This is a genomic window from Tistrella sp. (genome assembly GCF_002684955.1).
GTDB classification, from domain to species: domain Bacteria; phylum Pseudomonadota; class Alphaproteobacteria; order Tistrellales; family Tistrellaceae; genus Tistrella; species Tistrella mobilis.
This window is the reverse complement of record NZ_NYWI01000033.1, coordinates 32047-54577: the sequence shown is the minus strand read 5'-3', so window position 1 is coordinate 54577 and position 22531 is coordinate 32047. Positions and strand designations below refer to the sequence as shown.

Here is a 22531-nt window from a genome sequence, read left to right as displayed (position 1 = left end):
TCCGATCCTGGGCGGCGGCGTAAGAGGACGCAAGTGTTTCGACGTGACCTGGCGGATCACATCACATGGCACATGATCACATGGCCTTGTCGTAGACCGCATGGGTCCAGGCGGCCTCGCCCGGATCCTTGGTGATGACCGGGGCGGATTTGGCCCCCAGCAGCACCTTCACCGTGCGCTGGAAATCCTCGGGCGCCAGATAGCCCATGCCCTTCTTCGAGCCGTCGAGCAGCTTGGCCACCTCCTGCATCATCCGGGTCTGATGCTCTTCGGTCTGGGCGCCGGTGGTGTCGTTGTCGAGCACGATCTCCACCGCCTCGTCCTGGTGGGCGGCGGCGTATTCCCAGCCCTTGACGCTGGCCTTCACGAAGCGGCCGAGCTTCTCGACCATGGCCGGATCCTGAAGGCTCTTCTCCAGCGTGTAGAGGCCGTCTTCCAGCGTGGCGACGCCCTGATCCTGATACTTGAAGGTGATCAGCTCGTCGGCCGGCATGCCGGCATCCAGGATCTGCCAGTATTCGTTATAGGTCATGGTCGACACGCACGAGGCCTGCTTCTGCAGGATCGGGTCGACGTTGAAGCCCTGCTTCAGCACGGTGATGTCGGCATCCGGGCCTTCGGTCTTGTAGCCCAGCGTCGACATCCACGACAGGAAGGGATACTCGTTGCCGCCGAACCAGACGCCCAGGGTATGGCCCTTGAAATCGGCCGGGGTCTTGATGCCGCTGTCCTTGCGGCAGGTCAGCATCATGCCCGACTGCTGGAAGATCTGGGCGATGTTGACCAGCGGCACGCCTTTTTCACGCGTGGCCAGCGCCGAAGGCATCCAGTCGACCACGACATCGGCGCCGCCGCCGGCGATCACCTGCGACGGGTTGATGTCGGGACCGCCGGCCTTGATGGTCACGTCGAGCCCGGCTTCGTCGTAGAAGCCTTTTTCCTTCGCCACGTAATAGCCGGCGAACTGCGCCTGGGTGACCCATTTCAGCTGCAGGGTCAGCGCATCGGCGGCAAGGCCGGGGCCCGTCGCGGCCAGTGCCAGGGCAATCCCGGCGACCGAACCGGTCAGGAGGGTCTTGAGCGTCCTCATTCTCGTCTCCCTCGTCATCATCTGTCCCGGACCGGCCGCCGGCGGGGTTTGCCCCCGTTGTGGGGCGGCGGCGGATCGCGGGGTCTCCCCTCAAAATCATCCACGGGCGGGCCGAAGCCTCCGATGGTCCCGCCCGGGACGCCGTCTCCGCATCAGCTGGCCGGGCGCCGTCAGCGCCCGCGCATCGCGGGATGCCAGAAGGTCACGCGCCGCTCGATGAACGACAGCGCGGCATAGGTGCCGGAGCCGGCAATGGCGGCCACCAGGATCGTCGCCCAGACCACGTCGACATTCATCCGCGCGACCTCGGTGCTGATCCTGAAGCCCATACCGACCACGGGCGTGCCGAAGAATTCCGCCACGATGGCCGCGATCAGGGCCAGCGTCGCACTGATTTTCAGCCCGTTGAACAGGAAGGGCAATGCGTTCGGCAACCGGGCCACCAGAAGTGTGGTGGTATGGGATGCGGCATAGGATCGCATCAGATCCAGTTCCTGCCGGGAGGTGGCGGAAAGCCCCGCCAGCGTGTTCACCAGCATCGGGAACAGCGTGGTCACCACCACCACCGCCGCCTTGGACGGCCAGTCGAAACCGAACCACATCACCATGATCGGTGCGACGCCCACGATGGGGGCGGCGCTCATCAGATTGGCGACCGGCAGCAGGCCGCGGCGCAGGAAGGCGACGCGATCGGCCGCCACACCCAGCAGGATGCCGGCGGTGCAGCCGATCAGATAGCCGCGCAGCGCCCCCTTCCACACGGTCTGGACGAAATCCTGCCACAGCACCGGCAGGTTGGCGGCAAAGGCGGCGCCGATCGCCGATGGCGGCGGCAGCAGCACCGCCGGCACGCCGAAGCCCAGGCAGCCGCCCTCCCAGGCATAGAGCAGCGTCAGGCCCAGGGCGGCCGGCGGCAGCAGCCGCACCGGCAGCGAGGTCTCGGGCAGGCGCGCGACCAGGGCGATGCCGCGAAAGGCCGCGGCCATGGCGGCGAGCCCGGCAAGGGTGTAGCCCGCGCCGCCTTCGCCGAAGGCGACCGTGCCGCTGCGCAGGGCTACGAGCGTGGCGATGGCGGTGAGGGCCGCCCCCGCCAGCACCAGCGGCCCGCGCATGCCGCTTCGCCGCGGCCGAAGCCCGGCCAGCGCAAAGAGCAGGATGCCGGCGATCATCAGCAGAACGGTCAGATCGGCATTGCCGATCCAGGTGCCGCCCGTGGTGGACAGGGGCAGCAGCAGGGCGACGAGCCCCATCAGGCCCCAGACGGCATCCAGACCGCGGGAGACGGGCTGGAAAGGGGCAGAGGGTGCGGCGGATGCCGTGGTCATCGCGCACCTCCGCTCTGGCGGACCACGATCCGCTCGGCCAGCGCCACCGCCTGGACCAGCAGGGCCGAGAGCAGCGAAGCCGCGATCAGCGCCGCCCAGATCTGGGTGGTCTGGCCGTAATAGGATCCGGCGAGCAGCCGGGTGCCGAGCCCGGCCTGGCCGCCGGTCGGCAGCTCGCCCACGATCGCCCCCACGAGTGCGGCGGCGATCGCCACCTTCAGGCTGGCGAAGAGATAGGGCAGGGCGGCCGGCAGGCGCAGCTTCAGGAAGACCTGCAGCGGCGTCGCGTTATAGGAATGCATCAGATCCATATGCAGCGGATCGGCGGAGCGCAGCCCCTTGGTCATGCCGATCGCGACCGGGAAGAAGCACAGATACATCGAGATCACCGCCTTGGGCAGCAGGCCGGTGAAGCCCAGATTGCCCAGCACCACCACCACCATCGGCGCGATCGCCAGGATCGGCACCGTCTGCGAGGCGACGATCCAGGGCAGCACGCCGCGTTCCAGCGGCCTGAGGGCGGCCATGCCGATCGCAAGGCCCAGGCCCAGAAGGGAGCCCAGCACGAAGCCGGCCAGGGTGGATTGCGCGGTCGCGATCACATGGGTGATCAGGTTGCGGACATTGCCGACCGGCCGCTCGGTCGACGAGGTGACGATCTCCACCACCACCTGATCGGGCGTGGGCAGAACCGGCCGGCGCTGGGTGAAGGCCTCGGTCATCAGCTGGGAAAAGCCGGGCTCGGTGATGCCCTTGCGGGCCAGCTGTTCCGCCGCCTGGGGGGTGTTGAGCAGATAGGCGGCGGCATACCAGATCACGATCACCAGAAGGGCGACCGTCGTCACCGGCAGGATGTCGGCACCTCTTTCGGCCAGCGCGCGGCCCAGGCGGCCGGAGCGCGGGGCAGGCCCGGCTGCAAGCTCAGTCATAGGAATGGCCCTTGGCGAGGCCCGCCCTGACCAGGGCCGCGACCCGCTGGAATTCGGCGCTCTCGCGCATCTCCAGCGTGCGCTCCGCCGGCAGGTCGCAGACGATCTCTTCCAGGATCCGGCCCGGGCGCGGGCTCATCACGATGATCCGGTTCGACAGGAACACCGCTTCGGAAATCGAATGGGTCACGAAGACGCAGGTCAGCCCGGTCTGCCGCCAGAGCGCATTCAGCGCCAGGTTCAGATGGTCGCGGGTAATCTCGTCCAGCGCACCGAAGGGTTCGTCCATCAGCAGCAGTTCGGGCGCGAAGGACAGGGCACGGGCGATGGATGCCCGCTGCTGCATGCCGCCCGACAGCTGCCAGGGGTATTTGCGGGCGAAACCGTCAAGCCCGACCAGGGCCAGCTTTTCGCGCGCGATCGCCTGGCGCTCGGCCTTGGAGCGGCCTGAAAGCTCCAGCGGCAGCATGACGTTGCGTTCCACATTGCGCCAGGGCATCAGCGCCGGCGCCTGGAAGACATAGCCATAGGCATGGGCGCGGCGCGCCTCGTCGGGCGTGCGGCCGGTGACGGTGATGCTGCCGCCGGTCGGCTGCTCCAGATCGGCGATCACCCTGAGCAGCGTGGTCTTGCCGCAGCCCGACGGGCCGATCAGCGACACGAAATCCCCCGGGCGAATGTCGATATCGACGTCGCTGAGTGCATGAACCGGCTGATCGGCGGTCTGGTAGACCAGCGACAATCCGCGTGCGGACACCGCCGCCATCCCCGTCTTCCCCGTCATCCCGGCACTCCGTCCCCCCCGTTTCCCGGTCGGTTTGGTCACCGGCGGTCCACCCTTTGCGGGTGCCGACCGGTGCGCGCGCCTGTCATCGCGCGTCCTGTCGATGGTCATCGGTCCTGCCATGCGTCTCGGCCTCACGAGCTGGCCCGCGGCGATGTCGGCACCGGTCTCCCTCCGCTGCCGCCCGCCACTCTTTGTCTCTGCTGGTGCAATCCCCGGGCCAAGGGCGCACCTTATTTTACGATCGGGGTTCAACCCATTGTCCGCAAGAGGTTTTTGCCTGACCGATCGGATAGGTTTCGGCGGATTTTCCCCAGAAGAACAGTCACGGCCGTGCAGGCACGGTCGTGGGTGGTTTGCGTAAACTTTGGACAATTCGCCGGCCATGCATAATTGTTGTGCACGTATCCTGGCCGGCCGATCGATCCTCCCGTTTCGGATCGTAACCCGCGCGTCGCGGGGAGGCGAGGGGGAAGCCGGATGTCGCGGGTTGAACCCCGCCCTCCGGAACAGTTTGCGCGAAACAAAGGGGGCCGCACCGACGATCGTCGGTGCGGCCCCCGGCTTGCCATCAGGGATGGCCGGCAGTGCGGACGGGAGGGATCAATGCATGGCGCTTGTCTGATCGAGATCGAGATCGTCATCCCCCGCTTCGGCACCCTCGGCTGCGGCAGCGCTGCTCAAGGCGGCGATCAGGTCGGTGATCGCCCGGCGCGCGGTGGCATCCGAAATCGAGGCGAGCCGGGTGCTGGCCTCGATCATGCCGCGGCTGATCCGGTTGCGGCGGAGCACCTTGGGCCCGTCGTCCAGCCGGTCGAGCAGCGCCGAGGGCGGAACATCCAGGATTCCGGCCAGACGATAGAGCGCACAGGCGCTGATCCGGTTCTGCCCCTTTTCGTATTTCTGCAGCTGCTGGAAGCTGATGCCCAGCTGGGTGGAGCAGGCTTCCTGACTGAGGCCGCGTGCCAGCCTGAGCGTCCGGATCCGCCGGCCGATGGCGCGGTTGATCTCGGTTTCGATGTCGCGCCGGTTCGTGCCCGGGGCGGTTTCGGGTGCAGCGGGGTCTGGCATGACCGATGCCGGCGTAACGGCACCGGGCGGGGCGGTTGTCGGGTGACCGGGGGCGCAATGAGCGGAACGAAGGTCCGGCGCGGCGGCCGCCCCACCGGGCGACCGGCCGCCCGCAGGCGGGGTGATGTGATGACGCATCTTCGACGACCTCGTCTTGGCGACTGGTTTCGGCGTGATCCTGTGCATCCGCGTGAGTGGGCTGCGGCAGCTTTCAGGTTCTTATCCGGCAACTCATCCGGCGGATGGCCTCTTCTCGGGCTTCAAACGTCATGATAGTGCAATGAGGGCAAAAATCCCGTCTTTTTGTAGGGAAAGGCGCGTTTTGCGCTTATTGAATGCGATCTTATAACGCCATAGGTGTTGAACTCATTGCGTGTTGCACTACCTGTTCACTTCCTGTTGCAGCCGGCCTCCGCCTCGGCGAGGGTGCAGACGATGGGCGGTATAATCCGCCCCGATGGCGGCAAGGGGGCGCCGGGACCGTGTCCTATATCGTCGAAGCCACACTCAATGGCCTGGACCAGCGGCTGATGCCGGTACTCGACCTCTGGCAGCGGGCGGTCGAGGCCGGGCGGCCCCTCCGGCGACGGGATCTGGATCCGCTCGCCTTCCACCATCTGCTGGCCACCAGCTATCTGGTCGATGTCGTCCATCACGCGCCGGCGGCGTCGCATGACGCCGGGCCGCGGCGGCGCTGCCGCTATCGTTACCGGCTGATCGGATCCCGGATCGTCGAACGGCTGGGCCGCGACCGGACCGGCTGGTGGCTGGACGAGGTGTACCCGCCCGAGACCTTCCGGATGGTGGTGGAGAGCTTCGACGAGGTCGTCCGTCGCCGTGCGCCGGTGCGGTCGCGCGGCGACACCGGCTTTGCCGGTTCGCGGGCGCATTATCTGTTCGATGCGCTGGAACTGCCGCTGGTGGGGGACGGCATGGACGACCCCGACCGGATCACCGCCATCTTCGGCGTGCTGTGCCTGACCCTGTGGTCGGAGCTTGAAAGGTGACGCGGGGTTGACCGGTCAGGCGCGCCGCCGGTTCGCCAGCGGCGCCGCCGGCAGATGTCCGTCGACATAGCTGCAGAAGGCGCTGCCGTCCATTGCGCGTGCATAAAGCCAGCCCTGGCCGTAGGTGACGCCGCGGGCGATCAGATAATCCGCCTGGGTCTGATGTTCGACGCCTTCCGCCGCGACATCCAGGCCCAGCGTCGCCGCCAGCGACAGGATATGGCCCATCACGTCGTCGGCGGCAGAGCCGCTGCCGATGCCGTCGACGAAGGTCTTGTCGAGCTTCAGCCCGTCCACCGGCAGGGTGGCGAGATAGGCGAGGCTGGAATAGCCGGTGCCGAAATCGTCGATGGTCAGCCGGTAACCGGCATCGCGGAAGCTGCGCATGGAGCTTTGGGCGCGTCTGGCATCGATCAGGGTGCGTTCCGTCGCCTCCAGCACGATCTGGGCGGCCGCCACGCCATGGGTCTTGCGCAGCCGGTCGAGCCGGCCGCGGACCCGGTCGCTTTCCACATCTGAAGCCGACAGGTTGATCGCGATCCAGACCGATGGGCGCGCCGCCAGGAATTTGCCGAGATCGGCGAAGACGTGCTCGATGATCTCGTCGGTCAGCCGCTCGATCAGCCCTTCGGCCTCGGCAACCGGAATGAAGCGGTCGGGCGAGATCATGCTGCCGTCGCGCTGCTGCCAGCGGACCAGCGCCTCGCCCCCCAGGCAGGCGCCGTCGGCCAGGCGCACGATCGGCTGATAGACCACCCGGAACTCGCCGCGGCCGAGGCCCCGGCGGATGCGGGCACCCATGGTGTCGCCGCGCCGGACAAGGGTGATGATCAGCCAGAAGATGATGCCGCCGCTGGCGAGCCCGGGCAGCCCCATCAGCAGGGCCTGTTCCCGCCAGGTTTCGATCACCACGCTGACGGGTTCCGAGGCGAGCGCCATGGCGGTGCCGTCGCGGGCGATGGCCGCCACCACCAGCCGGTCGCCCAGGCGGATGGCCTCTGGTTCGTTCTGGTTGCGGAACCGGTCGACCATATCCGACAGGATGGCGCGTTCGGGGCGGGTACGCACGCCCAGCACCTGGCCGGTGCCGAGGGCGACCATGCTCAAGACGACGCGCGGTTCCGCCAGAACCAGATCATAGATCTGTTCGGTATCCAGAAACACGGCATAGGGGCCGCGGGCGATCACCGTGGTGCGGCTGGCGGCACGGGCGCTGTCGTCCAGACCGGGGGGCAGGCGGTCATACCAGATCCGCATGTCGCCGACCGACATGTCGGGCAGGGGCAGGGGCATCGGGCTGTCGAGCCGACCCGCCCCCGTGCAGACCACGCGCCCCTCGTCCACCACCCCCACCTCGCGGACCCCGCGGCTGGCGAAGGCGGCGGTGCGCAGGCGCGCCAGGCCCGCAGGCGTACACGCCTCGGCGACGGGAACGGCCGCCATGGCGGCAAGGGCGCGGGTGGCATCCTCCTGCAGGCGTTCCGACCGGGTGAGCATTTCCCGGGTGGCCCGGATCAGCAGATCGGTTTCCACCCGGCGGGCGTTTTCCCAGGCGATCCACAGGCTGCCCGCCACCGGCAACGCCCCGATGAGCGTCGCCAGCGTCAATGTCACCGCAAGCACCCGTCCGCGCATGCCATCACCCTGGAATGCCGCTCCGCCGGCTGTCACCGCCGTCCGGACGAGAGCGCCGGCCATCGGGCCCGCCCCCCGCAATCCGGCCGTGCCCGCCCGCAATCCGGCCGTGCATCGTATGAACCCGGGATTGATCGATCACCGGACAGCTTGCCGGATGCCCGATTGTAGACGGCTCAGGGGGACGGCGTCCACATGCAGCCGACGCGACCCCCCGATTCCCGGGATGCAAGACCCCGGCATGTTAAGAGCATGCAAAGGCGGGCGTTATCCTTCCCTCACCCGGGTGGATTGGCGGCCCAGGCCTTCGACTTCCAGTACCATGTGATCGCCCGGCTTCAGGAAGCGCCAGGGCCTGGCGCCCATGCCGACGCCGGCGGGCGTGCCGGTGGTCACCAGATCGCCCGGCTCCAGCGTCATGAAGCGGCTGAGATAGGACAGAACCTCGGCGACGCCGAAGACCTGATCGGCGGTGGTGCCGTCCTGCCGGCGTTCGCCGTTCAGCTCCAGCCACAGCCTCAGGGCCTGCGGGTCCGGAACCTCGTCGGCGGTGACCAGCCAGGGGCCGACGGGACCGAAACCGTCGGCCGACTTGCCCTTGGTCCACTGGCCGCCGCGGTCCAGCTGGAAGCTGCGCTCGGAGATGTCGTTGACCGTGCAATACCCGGCGACGCCGGCCAGCGCCTCTTCGGGGCTCACCCGCTTCAGCACGCGGCCGATCACGACGCCGAGTTCGACCTCCCAGTCGGTCCTGGCGGCATCCGGCGGCAGGATCAGATCGTCTTCGGGGCCCGCCATGCACGAGGTGGCCTTGTGGAAGATCACCGGTTCGGTGGGCAGGGCCATGCCGGCTTCGGCCGCGTGGTCACGATAGTTAAGCCCGATGCCGACGAACTTGCCCGGCCGCGCGATGCAGGCACCCAGGCGGACCGGGCCGTCAACCGCCGGCAGGCTGGCCGGGTCGATGGCCTTCAGCCGGTCCAGGGTGGCAAGGTCGAGCGTGGCGGGGCCGAGATCGGCGATCCGGCCTGAAAGGTCGCGCAGGCCGCCATCGGGGCCGAGAAGACCGGGGCGTTCCTGGCCGGGCAGGCCGTAACGGACGAGACGCATCGGAGAGTCCTGTGATCATGGGGTGGGTCCGGGGGGCATCCTGCCACGAAATCTCCCGAGCGCGATGCTCCGGGTCCATGGGGGCGGCAGTCTGCCGGCAACTTTGCGCAGGGCGTGTTCTCCATGATAGAAGAATGTCCGACGGCATCACCCCAGGCGATGGAAAAGCCCATGACCGCCCCGATCGAGTTCTGGTTCGACTTCAGTTCCGCCTATGCCTATTTCGCATCTCACGAGATCGAGGCCCTGGCCGCCCGCCATGGCCGGCAGGTGATCTGGCGGCCCTATATGCTGGGCGTGGCCTTCAAGGCCACGGGCATGCGCGGGCTGAGCGGCACGCCGCTGAAGGGGGATTATGCCCGCAACGACTGGCGGCGCATTTCGCGGGAGACCGGCATCCCCTTCACCCTGCCGCCCGGCCACCCGATCGTGGCGCTGCCCGCCTCGCGCGCCTTCTATTGGATCGAGGCGCGCGATCCCGCGGCGGCGGTGGCCTTCGCCCGGGACGCCTTCCATGCCTATTACGTCGAACAGGCGGACATGACCGATCCTGCCGTCGTGGCCGGCGTGGCTGCCCGCCGCGGGCTGGATGCGGAAGAGGTTCTGGCCGGCATGGCCGATCCGGCGATCAAGGAGAAGGTGAAGACGATTTCGGAAGAGGGGGTCGCCAGGGGCGTGTTCGGATCGCCCTTCGTGCTGGTGGACGACGAACCGTTCTGGGGCTGGGACCGGCTGGCGATGGTCGATCGCTGGCTGGCGCGCGGCGGCTGGTGATCGTCGCGCCGCTGCCGCACGCTCGGGGCTTGACGGCGCGGCGGGGCGGGATCAGACTGGCGCCCATGATCACGTCGCGCACCTATACCTCGTTTACGTTCTATTGGTGGAGCCCCCCGGGGGTGGCCAATCGAGCGGGTGTGCCGGCCTGAGGGCCAGACGAGATCCCGAAATCGACGGCCGCCTCCGGAAACGGAGGCGGCCGTTTCGCGTTCTGGCCCTGCGAAACCCGCCTCCCGCACCCGGGGGCGGTTCCGGCGATCCCCAGCAATGACGGCAGCTGCGAGCGGCTGCCGGATCCGACGGAACCGCTTCAGATGACCACGATCATGGCTTCCAACGAGGATATCCGCATGACCGCCCTCCGCCAGGCCGATGCGCAGGCCGACCAGCTGCAGGCTCCCGGCAGCATTGCTCGCCGCCCCATCGGCCACGGCCGACCGCCGCTGGCCGATCGCAGCCCGGCACCGATGGATTTCGATGTGGTGACCGATCCGGTGACGGCCTGATCCTGTCGCGGGCCGTTTCCGTGACGGTCATGTCACGGTATTGCCGCTGGGAAGCCGTGATCCGTGCGGGCAGGATCGGTGTCGCGACGTTCAAAGACGCCGCGACCAGCCAGGCCCCAGGAGGATCCGTCATGCCCGCCAGTTCCGCACCCGCGCATCGCCCCGTATCGGCCGGGTACCCGTCTCTGCGTTTCGGACCCCGCCGCTTCCGGTCTCTGCGCCTGATGGCGGCTGTGGCCGTGCCGCTGGCGCTGGGGGCCTGCGCCGGCATGCAGGGAGAGGGCGGTGGCGGCCGGCCCGACCTGCCGCTTACCGGCACGGTCTGGGCACCCGATCCGGCGGCACCGGGGGCGGAAGCCGCCCGGTTCAGGTTTCACGACGATGGTCGTATGTCGGCGCGCGGCCCCTGCAACCGCATGTTCGGCCGCTATCAGACCGGGGTCGACGACCTGCCGGGCAGCCTGCGTTTCGGCGGCATCGGCGCCACGCGTATGGCCTGCGACCGCCAGAAGACCGATGCCGAGATGGACCTGATCGACGGCCTGCTCGCCGCCCGCCAGGCAGAGGTAGAGGGCAACCGTCTGACCATCGTCACCTCCGACGGCCGGAAGATGGGCTTCCGTGCGGTCGACGACGCCACCGCGCCGGATCCTGGCAAGGATATGCAGTGACGACCGGGTACGGGTGAGGGGCTGCGGGCGAGGGGCGGGCTTCAGCCGCGCGGCAGCAGAACCCGGGTGACCATGCCGCCATTGCCGCGCGGGGCGATGACCAGACGCCCGCCATGCAGGCGGATCAGCGCATCGGCCAGCGACAGCCCGACACCGCGGCCGCGGCCGCTGCGGGCGATCTGACTGTCGGTGTCGCCGAAGGCGGCTAGCGCATTCTCGATCTCGACCGCGCTCATCACCGATCCGGCATCGATGACCTCGATCCCGGCATGGGTGCCGGTGTCGAAGGTGCGGATGGTGACCGCCGATCCGGCCGGCGCGACATTGGCCGATACCTCGACCAGATGCAGCACGGCCCGGACAAGAATGTCGGGATCGCCCGGAATGACGATCCGCCCCTGGGGCAGGTCGGTGGCAAGCCGCACGCCGGGCCGCAGGTCTTCATCGAGGTCCAGCCCGTTCACCAGCTCGTTCAGATCGGTGGGTCGCAGCCGCACCTGAACCCGGCCGGTTTCCACCTGCGACAGATCCAGGATGTCGTCGATCAGGCCGAGCAGGGTGCTTCCGCTTTCGTGGATGCTGCGGGCATAGTCGACATAGGCCGGCACGGCCGCAGGGCCCAGCAATTCGCGGGCGATGACTTCGGAGAAGCCCAGAACGGCATTCAGTGGCGTGCGCAGTTCGTGGCTCAGATGGGCCATGAACTCGCTCTTCGCCCGGCTTGCCTGTTCGGCGACCATCCGGCTGGCATCGGCCAGATCACGTGCCTCGCTCAATGCCCGGGTGCGGGCGAGCAGGGCGTCGTGGATCGATCGGGCCTCGCCCGCACAGCTGCGGCAATCCATGGCCTGGCGGGACAGAACCGTCTCGTCGCGCACGATCCAGAGCTGACGCCGGCCTTGCGGATCGACGGGCTGCGAGGTGATCGAGAAGCTGCGTGGTGTCACGCCCCGCATGCGCAGCACCGAGGCATGGGCCGATTGCCGGTCGTTGCCGAGCAGCTCGATATGGCTGCGAAACGACCGGTCGCTGGCCGCCCGCTGAACCATGCCGTTCACGAGCGCGATCAGCCGCACGAAACCCAGGCGGCGGCGATCGCTGCCGATCAGGCGGCAGGCGGCATTGTTGAGGAAGCCCGAGCGGGTTTCGCCATCGGTGATCAGCATGGCTTCGGACGCGGCCGCGACGACCGTCTCGGCGGCATCCTGCGGGGCATCGGCTCCGGTCTCCACCTGACCGTCGGTGAGCACGCCGGTCATGGCCTGATGTCCGCGAAAACGGGGCGGGGGGTGCGGTGTCGGCGGGTTGGCATCGGTCGACAAAACTCGCATCGGGTGGGGCGGACCACGTTCACTATGACGGGAAAGCGCAGTCCTCTGCCACTGTTGCGGCGCCCTGCCCGGGCGAAAAACGTCCGATCGACCGCCGAGCTACATCTATAAGTCAGAAAAATTAAGATTTAGACACGATCTACAGATGAACGGGGCGCGGTTGTCCACGCCCCGCTCCGCAACCCTTCCGCGGTCAGCCGGCGCGGCTGGTGTCCTCGGAAATCTTCACGATCAGCTTGCCGAAATTGCGGCCGGTCAGCAGGCCCTGGAAGGCCTCCACCGTCGCGTCCAGCCCGCCTTCGACGATGTCCTCGCGATAGCGCAGCTGGCCGTCGCGGATCCAGCCCGACACGTCGCGGAAGAAATCGCCCGCCCGATCGGGATGGTCGCTGACGATGAAGCCGTTCACCGACAGGCGCCGCGAGAGCAGATTGAACATGAAGCGCGGCAGGTTGTCGGGGCCTTCCGGCGCGCCGGTGTCGTTGTAATGGGCGATCAGGCCACAGAGCGCGACGCGGCCGAAATCGTTCATGCGCGAGAACACCGCATCGGCGACCCTGCCGCCGACATTCTCGAAATAGACATCGACGCCCTTGGGCACCGCCGCCTTGAAGGCCTCCAGGAAGTCCGGCGCCTTGTAGTCGACGCAGGCATCGAAGCCCAGCTCGTCCACCACATAGGCGCACTTCTCGGGCCCGCCGGCGATGCCGACCGCGCGGCAGCCCTTGATCTTCGCGATCTGGCCCACCACGCCGCCGACCGCACCGCTGGCGGCCGAGACCACCACGGTCTCGCCTTCCTTGGGCTGGCCCTTGTCGAGCAGGCCGACATAGGCGGTCATGCCCGGCATGCCGAGCACGCCGAGCGAGGTGCTGATCGGCGCCTGGGCGGGATCCAGCTTCCGGACGCCTGCCGCATCGCCCAGATAATATTCCTGCCAGCCGAACATGCCGAAGACATAGTCGCCTTCCTTGAACTTCGGGCTCTTCGAGGCGACCACCCGGCCGGCGGCGCCGCCGACCATCACATCGCCCTCAGCGACGTTGGCGGCGTAGGAACGGCCGGCATTCATGCGGCCGCGCATATAGGGATCCAGCGACAGATAGATGACCTTGACCAGGATCTGGCCGTCGGCCGGTTCGCCCAGGGTCTGGGTCTCGATCGGCAGGTTCTTGGAGGTCGGCATGCCGACCGGGCGCGAGGCCAGGATGATGCGGCGGTTCTGGGTCATCTCTCGTCTCTCGTCAGGGGTGGACGTCGCGCCCCGGTAGAAGCCGCGGGGCGCTGTCGAAGCTGTGGGTCAGCCTACTTCAAACAAACGAGTGTTTGAAGTACGATCGCGGCCACGACCTGACGGGGGCGAAAACGCCCGCGATGAATGCGGATTCATCGGGGTTGCCCTCGGGCGCCGGCTGGCGGATGCTCTGCCGCGGAACGGACTCCCGCATGTCCGGGTGATCCGTGGATCATGAACCAGAAACTCAGGGAGAAACCGATGACCGAGATCGTGCTGGCCGGCGGCATGCGCACGCCGTTCGGCGACTACGGCAAGTCGCTCAAGGACGTGCCGATGGTCGACCTCGGCGTCCATGCGGCGAGCGCCTGCCTTGAAAAGGCCGGCATCGGCGCGGACAAGATGGACCATCTGGTCTGGGGCAATGTGCTGCCCGTGGACCATGACGGCTATTTCGCCAGCCGGGCGATCGCGCTCAAGGTCGGCATGGCCGAGCATTCGGCGGCGCTGAACGTCAGCCGCGCCTGCGGCTCGGGTACTCAGGCGATCCTGACCGCCGCCGAACAGATCATCTCGGGCCATGGCCGCATGGCGCTGGCCGGCGGCGGCGAGAATTTCAGCCGCGGGCCCTATGTCATGACCGGCGCGCGCTGGGGCATGAAGCGCGGCCCCGGCCAGGTGATCGACACCCTGGACTGGGCCTATCGCGACCCGTTCAGCCGCGAACTGATGGGGGAGACCGCCGAGAACCTGGCCGACGACTATGGCTATACCCGCGAGGCCATGGATGAATGGGCGCTGATGAGCCAGCAGCGCGCCGGCGAGGCGATGAAGAGCGGCTTCCTCGCGGCCCAGATCAAGCCGATCGAGGTGCCCGAGGGCCGCAAGACCCGTCTGATGGAGATGGACGAGTTCCCGCGCCCGGACGTGACGCTTGAGAAGCTGGCGAAGCTGAACCCGGTCTTCCGCAAGGGCGGCCGCGTCACCCCCGGCAATTCGAGCGGCGTGACCGATGGTGCCGCCTTCGTGGTGGTCGGCGATCGCGCGGCGCTGGAAGCCGAGGGCGTCGCCCCGGTGGTGCGTCTGGTCGACTGGGCGATCGTCGGCGTGCCGCCGCGCATCATGGGCTGCGGCCCGGTGCCGGCCATCCAGGCGCTGCTCGACCGGCGCGGTCTCAAGGTCTCGGATATCGACTATTACGAGATCAACGAGGCCTTCGCGGCGGTGAACCTGCATGCCGAGGCGAAGCTGGGCATCCCGCGCGACGTCACCAACCTTTATGGCAGCGGCATCTCGATCGGCCATCCTCCGGGAGCGACCGGTGCCCGCATGACCATCGTGGCGATGAACCATCTGGTCAACACCGGCCAGCGCTATGCCATCGTCTCGATGTGCATGGGCGCCGGGCAGGGCATGGCGGTGCTGTACGAAAACGTCGCCCGCTGACGGCCCGCGCGAGTGCTGATACAGTGCTCGCCCTGAAGTAGAAGAAGCCCCCGGCGGACGCCGTGCCGCCGGGAGGCCCTGATCCGGAGAGAGCGCCCCAATGACCGAGACCGCCCGCCCGATCGGTTCGGGAACCGTCCCCCTCGCCGTCGCCGACGGTGTTGCGACCATCACGCTCAACCGGCCGGAGGTGCTGCACGCCTTCAACCCGGCGATGGGGGCGGATCTGCTCGAAGCCCTGCTGACCGTCGATGGCGACGGCGCGGCCCGGGCGGTGCTGCTGACCGGATCGGGGCGCGCCTTCATGGCCGGCGGCGATCTGGCCCATCTGCATGGTGCCACGGGCGAGGAACGGCCGCGGGCCGCCAATGCCCTGGTCGGCGCCTTCCATGAAATCGTGCTGGCCATGGCCCGGCTGTCGAAGCCGATCGTGGCCGGCATCAACGGCGTTGCGGCCGGCGCGGGCGTTTCCATGGCCATGGCCTGCGATCTGGTGGTGATGGCGGCAGAGGCCAAGCTGGTGATGGCCTATACCGGCATCGGTGCCACGCCCGATGGCGGCTCCACCTTCGCGCTGCCGCGGCTGATCGGGCCCAAGCTCGCGATGGAAATGCTGCTGCTGAACGAGCCGGTCGATGCCGAAACCGCCCGGGCCTGGGGCCTGGTCAACCGCATCGTGCCCGCGGCCGAGGTGCCGGCCGAGGCGATGAAGCTGGCGAAGAAGCTGGCGGCCGGCCCGACGCTTTCCTATGCCCGCACCCGGCGCCTGGTTTCGGAAAGCCTGGACAACCCGCTGGGCCAGCAGCTGGCGCGCGAGCAGGAGGCTTTCGTCGCCAACAGCCGCACCCATGATTTCGACGAAGGTCTGGGCGCCTTCCTGGCCAAGCGCAAGCCGGGTTACGAAGGCCGCTGAAGATGATGCCGCGGGCAGCGGGTGGGGTACCGCGCGCAGCGGATGGGGGGACGCGGCGTGGCCGCTTGGGGAGGCGGGGTCTGATGCTGGCATTCCTGATGGCGGCGGCCGCCGCGGCGGGCTGCGCCCCGCTTGCGATCGGCCGCGGCCCCGACCGTCATGCGGTCGCGATCGCAGCCGATCCGCGGCCGGCGGTGGGCGATATCGATGCGGCGGGCGACATGCCGCCGGCCTCTCTGAAGGGCCGCCATCCCTCGCCCGAGGCGGCGGCGATCGCCTGGAAAGAGACGCAGCTGGTGCTGGCGACGCCGACCAGCCCGGCGGCGATCTCGGCCGGGGCGGAGGTGGCGCCGCAGGCGCTGACGCTGACCATGGCCGACGGCACGGCCCTGCCGCTCTGGCACTGGGCCCCGCCGGCCGGCACCGCGACCCGTGCGGTGATCATCGGCCTGCACGGCTTCAACGATTATCGTCGCGCCTTCGCCCTGCCGGCCCCCTGGTGGGCCGGCCGGGGGATCGAGACCTATGCCTATGACCAGCGCGGCTTCGGCGAGGCGCCGCGTGCCGGCATCTGGCCGGGCACCTCTGCCCTGATCCGCGATCTGGAAGACGCCACCCGCGCCATCGCCGCCCGCCATCCGGGGGTGCCGGTCTACTGGCTGGGTGAGAGCATGGGCGGGGCCGTGGTGATGTCGGCCGCAGCCCGCATGGCCCGTGAACTGCCGACCGAACTCAGGCCTGCCGGGCTGATCCTGGTGGCGCCTGCGGTCTGGGGCTGGTCGACGCTTCAGCCCTATCAGCGCTGGATGCTGTGGACCACCGCCCATGCCATGCCCTGGCTGCCGCTCGACGGCGGCGGGCTCGGCATCCGGCCGTCGGACAACGACGCCATGCTCTATGCGCTGGGCCGCGACCCGCTGGTGCTGAAGACCACCCGCGCCGACGCGATCTTCGGGCTGGTCGATCTGATGGAACGGGCGACGGAGGCGGCGGGCTCGCTTGACCTGCCGGTGCTGGCGCTCTATGGCCGCAACGAACAGGTGCTGCCGCGCCGGGCGGTGAAGAACTTCCGCGAAAAGCTGATCGCCCACGGCCGCGACGACCTGCAGATCAACACCTACCCCCAGGGCTGGCACATGCTGCTGCGCGATCTGCACGGCCCGCTGGTCTGGCAGGACGTCGCCCGCTGGGTCACGGCCGGGGGGTGATGCCCGGGGGGGGATGGCCGGCCGTCAGCTGCCGGCCCCGCGCAGGAACAGCGTCCAGGCCTGATCGAAGAACCGGTCGCGGGCGGCGGGGGTTGACCAGCCGGTACGGCCCATCATGGCGTCGGTGGCGGGGCCAAAGACGATCGCATGCAGAAGATGCGTGGCGATCACCCGGGCGTCGCCGGTGGCGAGCGCTCCGGCGCCCTGGGCTTCCTGCACCAGGGCGACCAGCCGGTCCAGGATCGGATCCGTTTCCCACTGATCGTGCCGGCCGTCGCCGAAGACCACCGCCTCGCTGAGCGCGATGCGGTTGAAGGCAATCATCTCCGGATCCAGGTTGACGTCCAGAAACCAGCGCGCGATGCGCTTCAGCCGCGCCAGCGCGTCGCCTGCGCCGCCGGCCGAGCGGATTTCCTGCTCCAGCCGTGCCAGCGTCCGGGTCCGCAGGCTGTCGACCACCGCTTCGAACAGCGCCATTTTCGACGGGAAGCGCCGGTAGATCGTGTCCTTGCCGGCGCTGCACGCAGCCGCGACCTGTTCGATCGAGGTTGCGGCGAAACCCTGCGCGGCAAAAAGCTGCGCTGCCGTCTCGATGATCCGGCCCGAGGTTTCGGCCGCATCCTCCTTCGACGGCCGGCCCCGGCGGGGCCGGTTCCGATCCGGCTGGCCCGCCTGCTGCTGCGGCGCTGCGCTGGTCATCGTCCCGATGTCATCCTCATCTCCCGCCCGTGTCTGCGTCTGCCCCGGTCTGCCTGCGGGTCGCGCCGGGGCTGGTCCGCATGACCGGGGCGGCGAAACCACCCTGGGTCGGACGGGACAGTTGTACCTCACCCGGACCGATCCCGACCAGTTCCGAACGCGGTGTCAATTAACTGGACGGGACCGTCCCGTTTGTTTTATAGCTGCAGTTATCGCGAATGATGCGCATTCGCATTAATTGACAGATCCGCTCGGGGGCAGATCCGCCCGGGCGGGCGACGGAGACGGGGAAGGACGGAGGCATGACGGGGGTGTTCTCAAGACGGGGTGGCGCCGGGGTGATCGCCGCAGCGGCCGTGCTGGCACCGATGGGAGCGGTGGCCGACGAGACGGCGACCACGCTGCCTTCGCTCCAGATCGAAGGCGAGGCACCGGCGGCGACCACGGCCGATGCCTATCTGGCGCCGGTCGCCACCAGCGCCACCAAGACCGGCACCCCCGTGCTGGAGACCCCGCAATCGATCAGCACCGTCACCCGCCGGCAGCTCGACGACCAGAATGCGCGCACGGTCAAGGATGCGCTGACCTATAGCGCCGGGGTGCTGTCCACCCCCGATGCCACCGGTCGCTATGACAGCCTGTTCCTGCGCGGTTTCGGCGGTTTCGGCACCTCGACCCGGATCGTCGACTTCCTCGACGGGCTGCGCCTGCCCCGCGGCCAGGCCTTTGCGCTGCCCTCGATCGATCCCTTCCTGCTCGACCGGATCGATGTGCTCAAGGGGCCCTCGGCGGTGCTCTATGGCCAGACCAGCCCGGGCGGGCTGGTCAATCAGCTGAGCCGTACCCCCTCTGCCACCGCATCGGGCGAGGCCCGGATCGAGGGCGGCAGCCATGGCCGGCTGCAGGGCGGTATCGCCAGCCAGGGCCGGATCGATGCCGAGGGGCAGTGGCAATACGGCATCGCCGCCATGGGCCGGCGGGCCGACACCCGCTATGACGACGTCGAGGAGGAACGGCTGTCCATCGCGCCCCAGCTGCGCTGGCAGCCCGATGCGGAGACGCAGCTCACCCTTCAGGGCTTTTATCAGACCGACCCGAAGGGCGGCTATTTCAACTCCACCTATCCGCAGGAACTGGCGCCGGATGCCTGGAAGGGCGGGCTCGACCGCGACGACAATGTCGGCGATCCGGCTTTCGACAGCTATGACCGCACCCAGCGCGCCATCGGCTACAGTTTCGACCACCGGATCAACGACATGGTGAGCGTCAGCTCGAAGACCCGCTATTCCGAAATCGACCTGGATTTCCAGAGCCTGCAGATGGCGGGCGGGATCACGGCGGGCGGGCTGCTGCCGCGTATCGCCCTGCGCTCGACAGAGACGGTTGAAGGTGTCGCCACCGACAACCGGGCGCAGGTCGATTTCACCACGGGTGCCGTGGGGCATCAGACGATCATCGGCGTCGACTATCAGCATGCCGTGAGCGACTGGACCTATGAGATGGGGGCTGCCGCGGCACTGGATCTGGGCAATCCGCGCTATGGCCTGCCGGTGGGGGCACTTGCGGCCGTCATCGACAGCCGCCAGACCCTGGAGCAGACGGGTATCTATCTGCAGGACCAGATGAGCCTGGGCGGCTGGCGCCTGCTGCTGGGCGCGCGCTATGACTGGACGGAGCAGGAGAGCCGGAACCGCCTGGCCGGCACCACCAGCGACCAGTCGAGCCGGTCGCCGAGCTATCGGGCCGGCCTGCTCTACCGGTTCGACAACGGCATCGCCCCCTATGTCAGCTATTCGACCTCGTTCGAGCCGGTGATCGGCGTCGATGCGTCGGGCCGGCCCTTCGATCCGACCGAGGCCGAGCAGTGGGAAGTGGGGGTGAAGTACGAGCCGGCGTTCATGAAGGCGCTGTTCACCATCTCCGCCTTCCAGATCCGGCAGGAGAATGTTCTCACCCCCGGCAGCACGCCCGGCTTCAATGTCCAGCAGGGCGAGGTCCGTTCGCGGGGCGTCGAGTTCGAAGCCCGCGGCAATGTGACGGCCAATCTGGAGGTGATCGCGGCCCTCACCCTGCTCGATACCGAGGTCACGAAATCGACGGTCGCCGCCAATATCGGCAAGCGTCCGCAGGCGGTGCCGGCCTATCACGGGTCGGTCTGGGCCAATTACGCCGTCGATGCCGGCGCGCTCGACGGTATGACCCTGGGGGCGGGTGTGCGTGTGGTCGGCAGCAGCTATGCCGACGACATCAACAGCTTCAAGGCCGACGGCTTCACTCTGGTCGATGTGGCGCTGCGCTATGATCTGGCCCGGCTGTCCCCGTCGCTGCAGGGCACCCAGGTGACGCTGAATGCCACCAACCTGTTCGACAAGACCTATTACACGAGCTGCACCAGCGGCTTTTACTGCCAGTACGGCAACGGCACCGAGGTGCTGGCCGGGCTGCGCTACAGCTGGTGAGGAGCCGGTCTCTGATGGATCTCGATCGCCGCAGTTTTCTGGCCCTGCTGGGGGCGGCTGCCGCAGCCCCGACACTCGCCCGTGCCGCAGGCGGCGGGATGGTCGTCACCGACGTGATCGGCCGGAGGGTCGAACTGGCGGGGCCGGTGGCGCGCATCGTGCTGCTGGATGCGCGCGACGTGATCAGCATGGCCCTGCTGCATCCCGATCCGTCGCGGCTGGTGGTCGGCTGGGCGGATGTGGCCAGGTTCGACAGCGACCTTCTGCGCCGGCGCTATGAACGCCGCCCCGATGGCAGCCTGATCGCCGAGGTCGGCGGCCAGACCCCCGACACGCTGTCGGTTGAGCATATCCTGTCGCTCACCCCCGATCTGGTGGTCGCCAGCGCCTATATGGAACCGGAGCTGGGGGAGGGGCGTCTGGTCCGGCAGCTGGCCGCCGCCGGCATTCCGGTGGTGTTCAGCAATGCCGCAAGCAATGCGGCACCGCCGGCAGGTGCGGTCGGCGACCCGATCGGCGACATGGGCCGGGCGATGCGGATGTGGGGCGAGGTGCTGGGTGTGCCCGCCCGCGCCCGCGCCTTCACGGATTTCGTCGCCGACCGGCTGGCGCGGGTGACCGGGCGGCTTGCCGGCGTGGCGCCGACCCGCGCCTATCTGGAGGTTCAGTCGACCTATGACGATTGCTGCTGGGCGGCGGGGCAGAGGATCTGGGGCGATCTCCTCAGGCTTGCCGGTGGCATCACGCTCTCGGCGATCGAGGCATCCTGGTACGTCAAACTGCCGATCGAGCAGCTGATGACCGAGGCGCCCGCGGTCTATATCGCCTCGGGTGGTTCCTATGGTGCCGGCATCCGGCCGGGCATCGCCCCGGGGCTCGACCCGGAGGCCGCACGTGCCGGCCTCGCCCGGCTGGTCGCGCGCACCGGCTTCGACACACTGCCGGCCGTCCGCGACGGGCGGGTGCACGGGGTCTGGACGGGGCTGCTGAGCGTGGCGCCACTCAACATCCTGTTCGTCGAGATTGCCGCCACCTGGCTGCATCCGGCGCTGTTCGCCGATCTCGACCCTGCGGCGACGCTCGACGAGATCGGCCGGCGCTTCCTTGCCGATCCGCTGCCCGGCCCCTGCTGGGTGAGCCTTGCGGGCTGAGACCCGCTCGAAAAACAAGACAGTCTGAAGGACGAGCCCTATGCCACGCTTCAAGGCCGAGGCCGAGATCGCCTTTGCCAATCTCGACCGCTATCTCGACACCATCATCGCCTCGCTCTCGGCCCATAATATGACGCTCCGTGCCGAGGGGGACGGTCATCTGGTCGAGACCGATTTCGGCCGGGCCCGGCTGATGCCGGGGCAGGGTGTGCTCCGGCTGGCGGTCGAAGCATCCGACCCGGCGGCCTTCAACCGCCTGAAGCACGACCTGACCGGTCTGATCGATTTCGTCGCCCGGCCCGAGCATCTTCAGATCGGCTGGACCGGCGATGCCGTCGGCACGGCCCTGCCGCAGGATCTGCGCGTGCTCACCGTCCACAGCGTTACGCAGCTGACGCCGCGCATGCGCCGGATCACCTTTGCGGGCCAGGATCTGGGCCGCTATGCGGTGCCCGACCAGATCCATTGCCGGCTGCTGTTCCAGGCGAAGGGCGTCACCACCCCGCGCTGGCCCGAACTGGACGATCACGGCCGGATCCTCTGGCCGGGGAACGACGTGCTGCCCTCGCGCATCTTCACCATCCGCCGGATCGATGCCGCGGCCGGCCGGCTCGACATCGATTTCGTGCTGCATGACGGCGCGGGGCCCGGGGCCGCCTGGGCGCGGGGGGCCGCGCCGGGCGATGTCGTCGGCATTCTGGGGCCGGCGGCCAACGGGCCGATGCCGGCCGGCTGGTATCTGCTCGCCGGTGACGAGACCGGCCTGCCCGGCATCGCCCGTATCCTGGAAGATCTGCCGACGGAAGCGGGGGGCGTGGCGCTGATCGAGATTGCCGACGCCGCAGAGGAACAGGTGATCGCCGCCCCGCCGGAGCTTCAGATCCGCTGGCTGCATCGCGGCGCCGCAGCGCCGGGGACCACAAGCCTGCTTGTGGACACATTGCGGCAGGTGGCGCTGCCTGCCGATCGCGGCGATGTCTTCGCCTGGATCGGTGCCGAATACAGTGCGTTCCGCGCGATGCGCGGCTTCCTGAAGGCGGAGGTCGGTATCTCCGCCGACCGCATGATCGCCTTCTCCCACTGGCGGCGGGGCATGAGCGAGGCGGATATCGTCGCGGCGGGCATTGCGTCGGTTTCGGCCTGATGGACATGGCAGACCTTGTCGTCTAGTAAGGTCTGGGGACA

General features: G+C 68.5%; 20 protein-coding genes. 10 read left to right on the top strand and 10 right to left on the bottom strand.

Features of this window, described 5'->3' with window-relative positions:
- Positions 1–76 precede the first annotated feature (76 nt).
- From CMO28_RS10695 to CMO28_RS10675, 5 genes are all read right to left on the bottom strand, one after another.
- Positions 77–1090, bottom strand: a complete 1014-nt coding sequence (locus CMO28_RS10695) for an ABC transporter substrate-binding protein (RefSeq protein WP_062767122.1) — start codon at positions 1088–1090, stop codon at positions 77–79.
- Positions 1091–1260: 170 nt separating this feature from the next.
- On the bottom strand, positions 1261–2415 hold the full coding sequence (locus CMO28_RS10690) for an ABC transporter permease (RefSeq protein ID WP_296713263.1): 1155 nt from the start codon (positions 2413–2415) through the stop codon (positions 1261–1263).
- Positions 2412–3344 (bottom strand): ABC transporter permease, encoded by a 933-nt coding sequence (locus tag CMO28_RS10685; protein ID WP_156503287.1) that lies wholly within the window; start codon positions 3342–3344, stop codon positions 2412–2414. Before CMO28_RS10685 ends, CMO28_RS10690 begins: the two co-directional genes overlap by 4 nt.
- Positions 3337–4128: an ABC transporter ATP-binding protein gene (locus tag CMO28_RS10680; protein ID WP_322111327.1), complete on the bottom strand. Its 792-nt coding sequence runs from the start codon at positions 4126–4128 to the stop codon at positions 3337–3339. The genes CMO28_RS10685 and CMO28_RS10680 overlap by 8 nt, the downstream gene beginning before the upstream one ends.
- A 603-nt stretch (positions 4129–4731) precedes the next feature.
- Positions 4732–5199 (bottom strand): helix-turn-helix domain-containing protein, encoded by a 468-nt coding sequence (locus tag CMO28_RS10675; protein WP_062767119.1) that lies wholly within the window; start codon positions 5197–5199, stop codon positions 4732–4734.
- A gap of 482 nt (positions 5200–5681) precedes the next feature.
- Here CMO28_RS10675 and CMO28_RS10670 point away from each other — a divergent pair, with 482 nt between their 5' ends.
- Entirely contained in the window at positions 5682–6206 is a 525-nt protein-coding gene (locus CMO28_RS10670) for a hypothetical protein (RefSeq protein WP_296713261.1), read from the top strand.
- 15 nt (positions 6207–6221) lie between these two features.
- On the opposite strand, the gene CMO28_RS10665 is transcribed toward CMO28_RS10670, so the two are convergent.
- On the bottom strand, positions 6222–7841 hold the full coding sequence (locus CMO28_RS10665; protein WP_296713259.1) for an EAL domain-containing protein: 1620 nt from the start codon (positions 7839–7841) through the stop codon (positions 6222–6224).
- A gap of 267 nt (positions 7842–8108) precedes the next feature.
- On the bottom strand, positions 8109–8951 hold the full coding sequence (locus CMO28_RS10660) for a fumarylacetoacetate hydrolase family protein (protein WP_296713257.1): 843 nt from the start codon (positions 8949–8951) through the stop codon (positions 8109–8111).
- A 171-nt stretch (positions 8952–9122) separates the two neighbouring features.
- Between CMO28_RS10660 and CMO28_RS10655 the strand changes: the two genes are divergently transcribed.
- From CMO28_RS10655 to CMO28_RS10645, 3 genes are all read left to right on the top strand, one after another.
- Entirely contained in the window at positions 9123–9725 is a 603-nt protein-coding gene (locus CMO28_RS10655) for a 2-hydroxychromene-2-carboxylate isomerase (RefSeq protein WP_296713256.1), read from the top strand.
- A gap of 317 nt (positions 9726–10042) precedes the next feature.
- The gene (locus CMO28_RS10650; protein WP_296713254.1) at positions 10043–10234 is read left to right on the top strand and encodes a hypothetical protein; all 192 of its coding nucleotides are present in this window, start codon (positions 10043–10045) and stop codon (positions 10232–10234) included.
- A gap of 131 nt (positions 10235–10365) precedes the next feature.
- Positions 10366–10905 (top strand): META domain-containing protein, encoded by a 540-nt coding sequence (locus CMO28_RS10645; protein ID WP_296713252.1) that lies wholly within the window; start codon positions 10366–10368, stop codon positions 10903–10905.
- 41 nt (positions 10906–10946) lie between these two features.
- Here CMO28_RS10645 and CMO28_RS10640 read toward each other — a convergent pair whose 3' ends face one another.
- Both CMO28_RS10640 and CMO28_RS10635 read right to left on the bottom strand, forming a co-directional pair.
- Positions 10947–12164: a sensor histidine kinase gene (locus CMO28_RS10640; protein WP_296713249.1), complete on the bottom strand. Its 1218-nt coding sequence runs from the start codon at positions 12162–12164 to the stop codon at positions 10947–10949.
- Positions 12165–12429: 265 nt separating this feature from the next.
- Entirely contained in the window at positions 12430–13467 is a 1038-nt protein-coding gene (locus CMO28_RS10635; protein ID WP_296713247.1) for an NADP-dependent oxidoreductase, read from the bottom strand.
- Positions 13468–13731: 264 nt separating this feature from the next.
- Between CMO28_RS10635 and CMO28_RS10630 the strand changes: the two genes are divergently transcribed.
- From CMO28_RS10630 to CMO28_RS10620, 3 genes are all read left to right on the top strand, one after another.
- Positions 13732–14916 (top strand): thiolase family protein, encoded by a 1185-nt coding sequence (locus CMO28_RS10630; RefSeq protein ID WP_296713245.1) that lies wholly within the window; start codon positions 13732–13734, stop codon positions 14914–14916.
- Positions 14917–15016: 100 nt separating this feature from the next.
- Positions 15017–15829 (top strand): enoyl-CoA hydratase/isomerase family protein, encoded by an 813-nt coding sequence (locus CMO28_RS10625; RefSeq protein WP_296713244.1) that lies wholly within the window; start codon positions 15017–15019, stop codon positions 15827–15829.
- Between the two features lie 83 nt (positions 15830–15912).
- Complete coding sequence (locus CMO28_RS10620; RefSeq protein WP_296713241.1) at positions 15913–17037, top strand: alpha/beta hydrolase; 1125 nt, start codon at positions 15913–15915, stop codon at positions 17035–17037.
- Positions 17038–17061: 24 nt separating this feature from the next.
- On the opposite strand, the gene CMO28_RS10615 is transcribed toward CMO28_RS10620, so the two are convergent.
- The gene (locus CMO28_RS10615; RefSeq protein ID WP_296713240.1) at positions 17062–17736 is read right to left on the bottom strand and encodes a TetR/AcrR family transcriptional regulator; all 675 of its coding nucleotides are present in this window, start codon (positions 17734–17736) and stop codon (positions 17062–17064) included.
- A gap of 302 nt (positions 17737–18038) precedes the next feature.
- Between CMO28_RS10615 and CMO28_RS10610 the strand changes: the two genes are divergently transcribed.
- Genes CMO28_RS10610 through CMO28_RS10600 form a run of 3 tightly spaced genes read left to right on the top strand, consistent with a single transcriptional unit; the run spans position 18039 to position 22490 of the window.
- On the top strand, positions 18039–20195 hold the full coding sequence (locus tag CMO28_RS10610; RefSeq protein WP_296713238.1) for a TonB-dependent siderophore receptor: 2157 nt from the start codon (positions 18039–18041) through the stop codon (positions 20193–20195).
- A gap of 14 nt (positions 20196–20209) precedes the next feature.
- Positions 20210–21346 (top strand): ABC transporter substrate-binding protein, encoded by a 1137-nt coding sequence (locus CMO28_RS10605; protein ID WP_296713236.1) that lies wholly within the window; start codon positions 20210–20212, stop codon positions 21344–21346.
- A gap of 40 nt (positions 21347–21386) precedes the next feature.
- Positions 21387–22490: a siderophore-interacting protein gene (locus tag CMO28_RS10600; protein ID WP_296713234.1), complete on the top strand. Its 1104-nt coding sequence runs from the start codon at positions 21387–21389 to the stop codon at positions 22488–22490.
- The last annotated feature ends 41 nt before the right edge of the window (positions 22491–22531 follow it).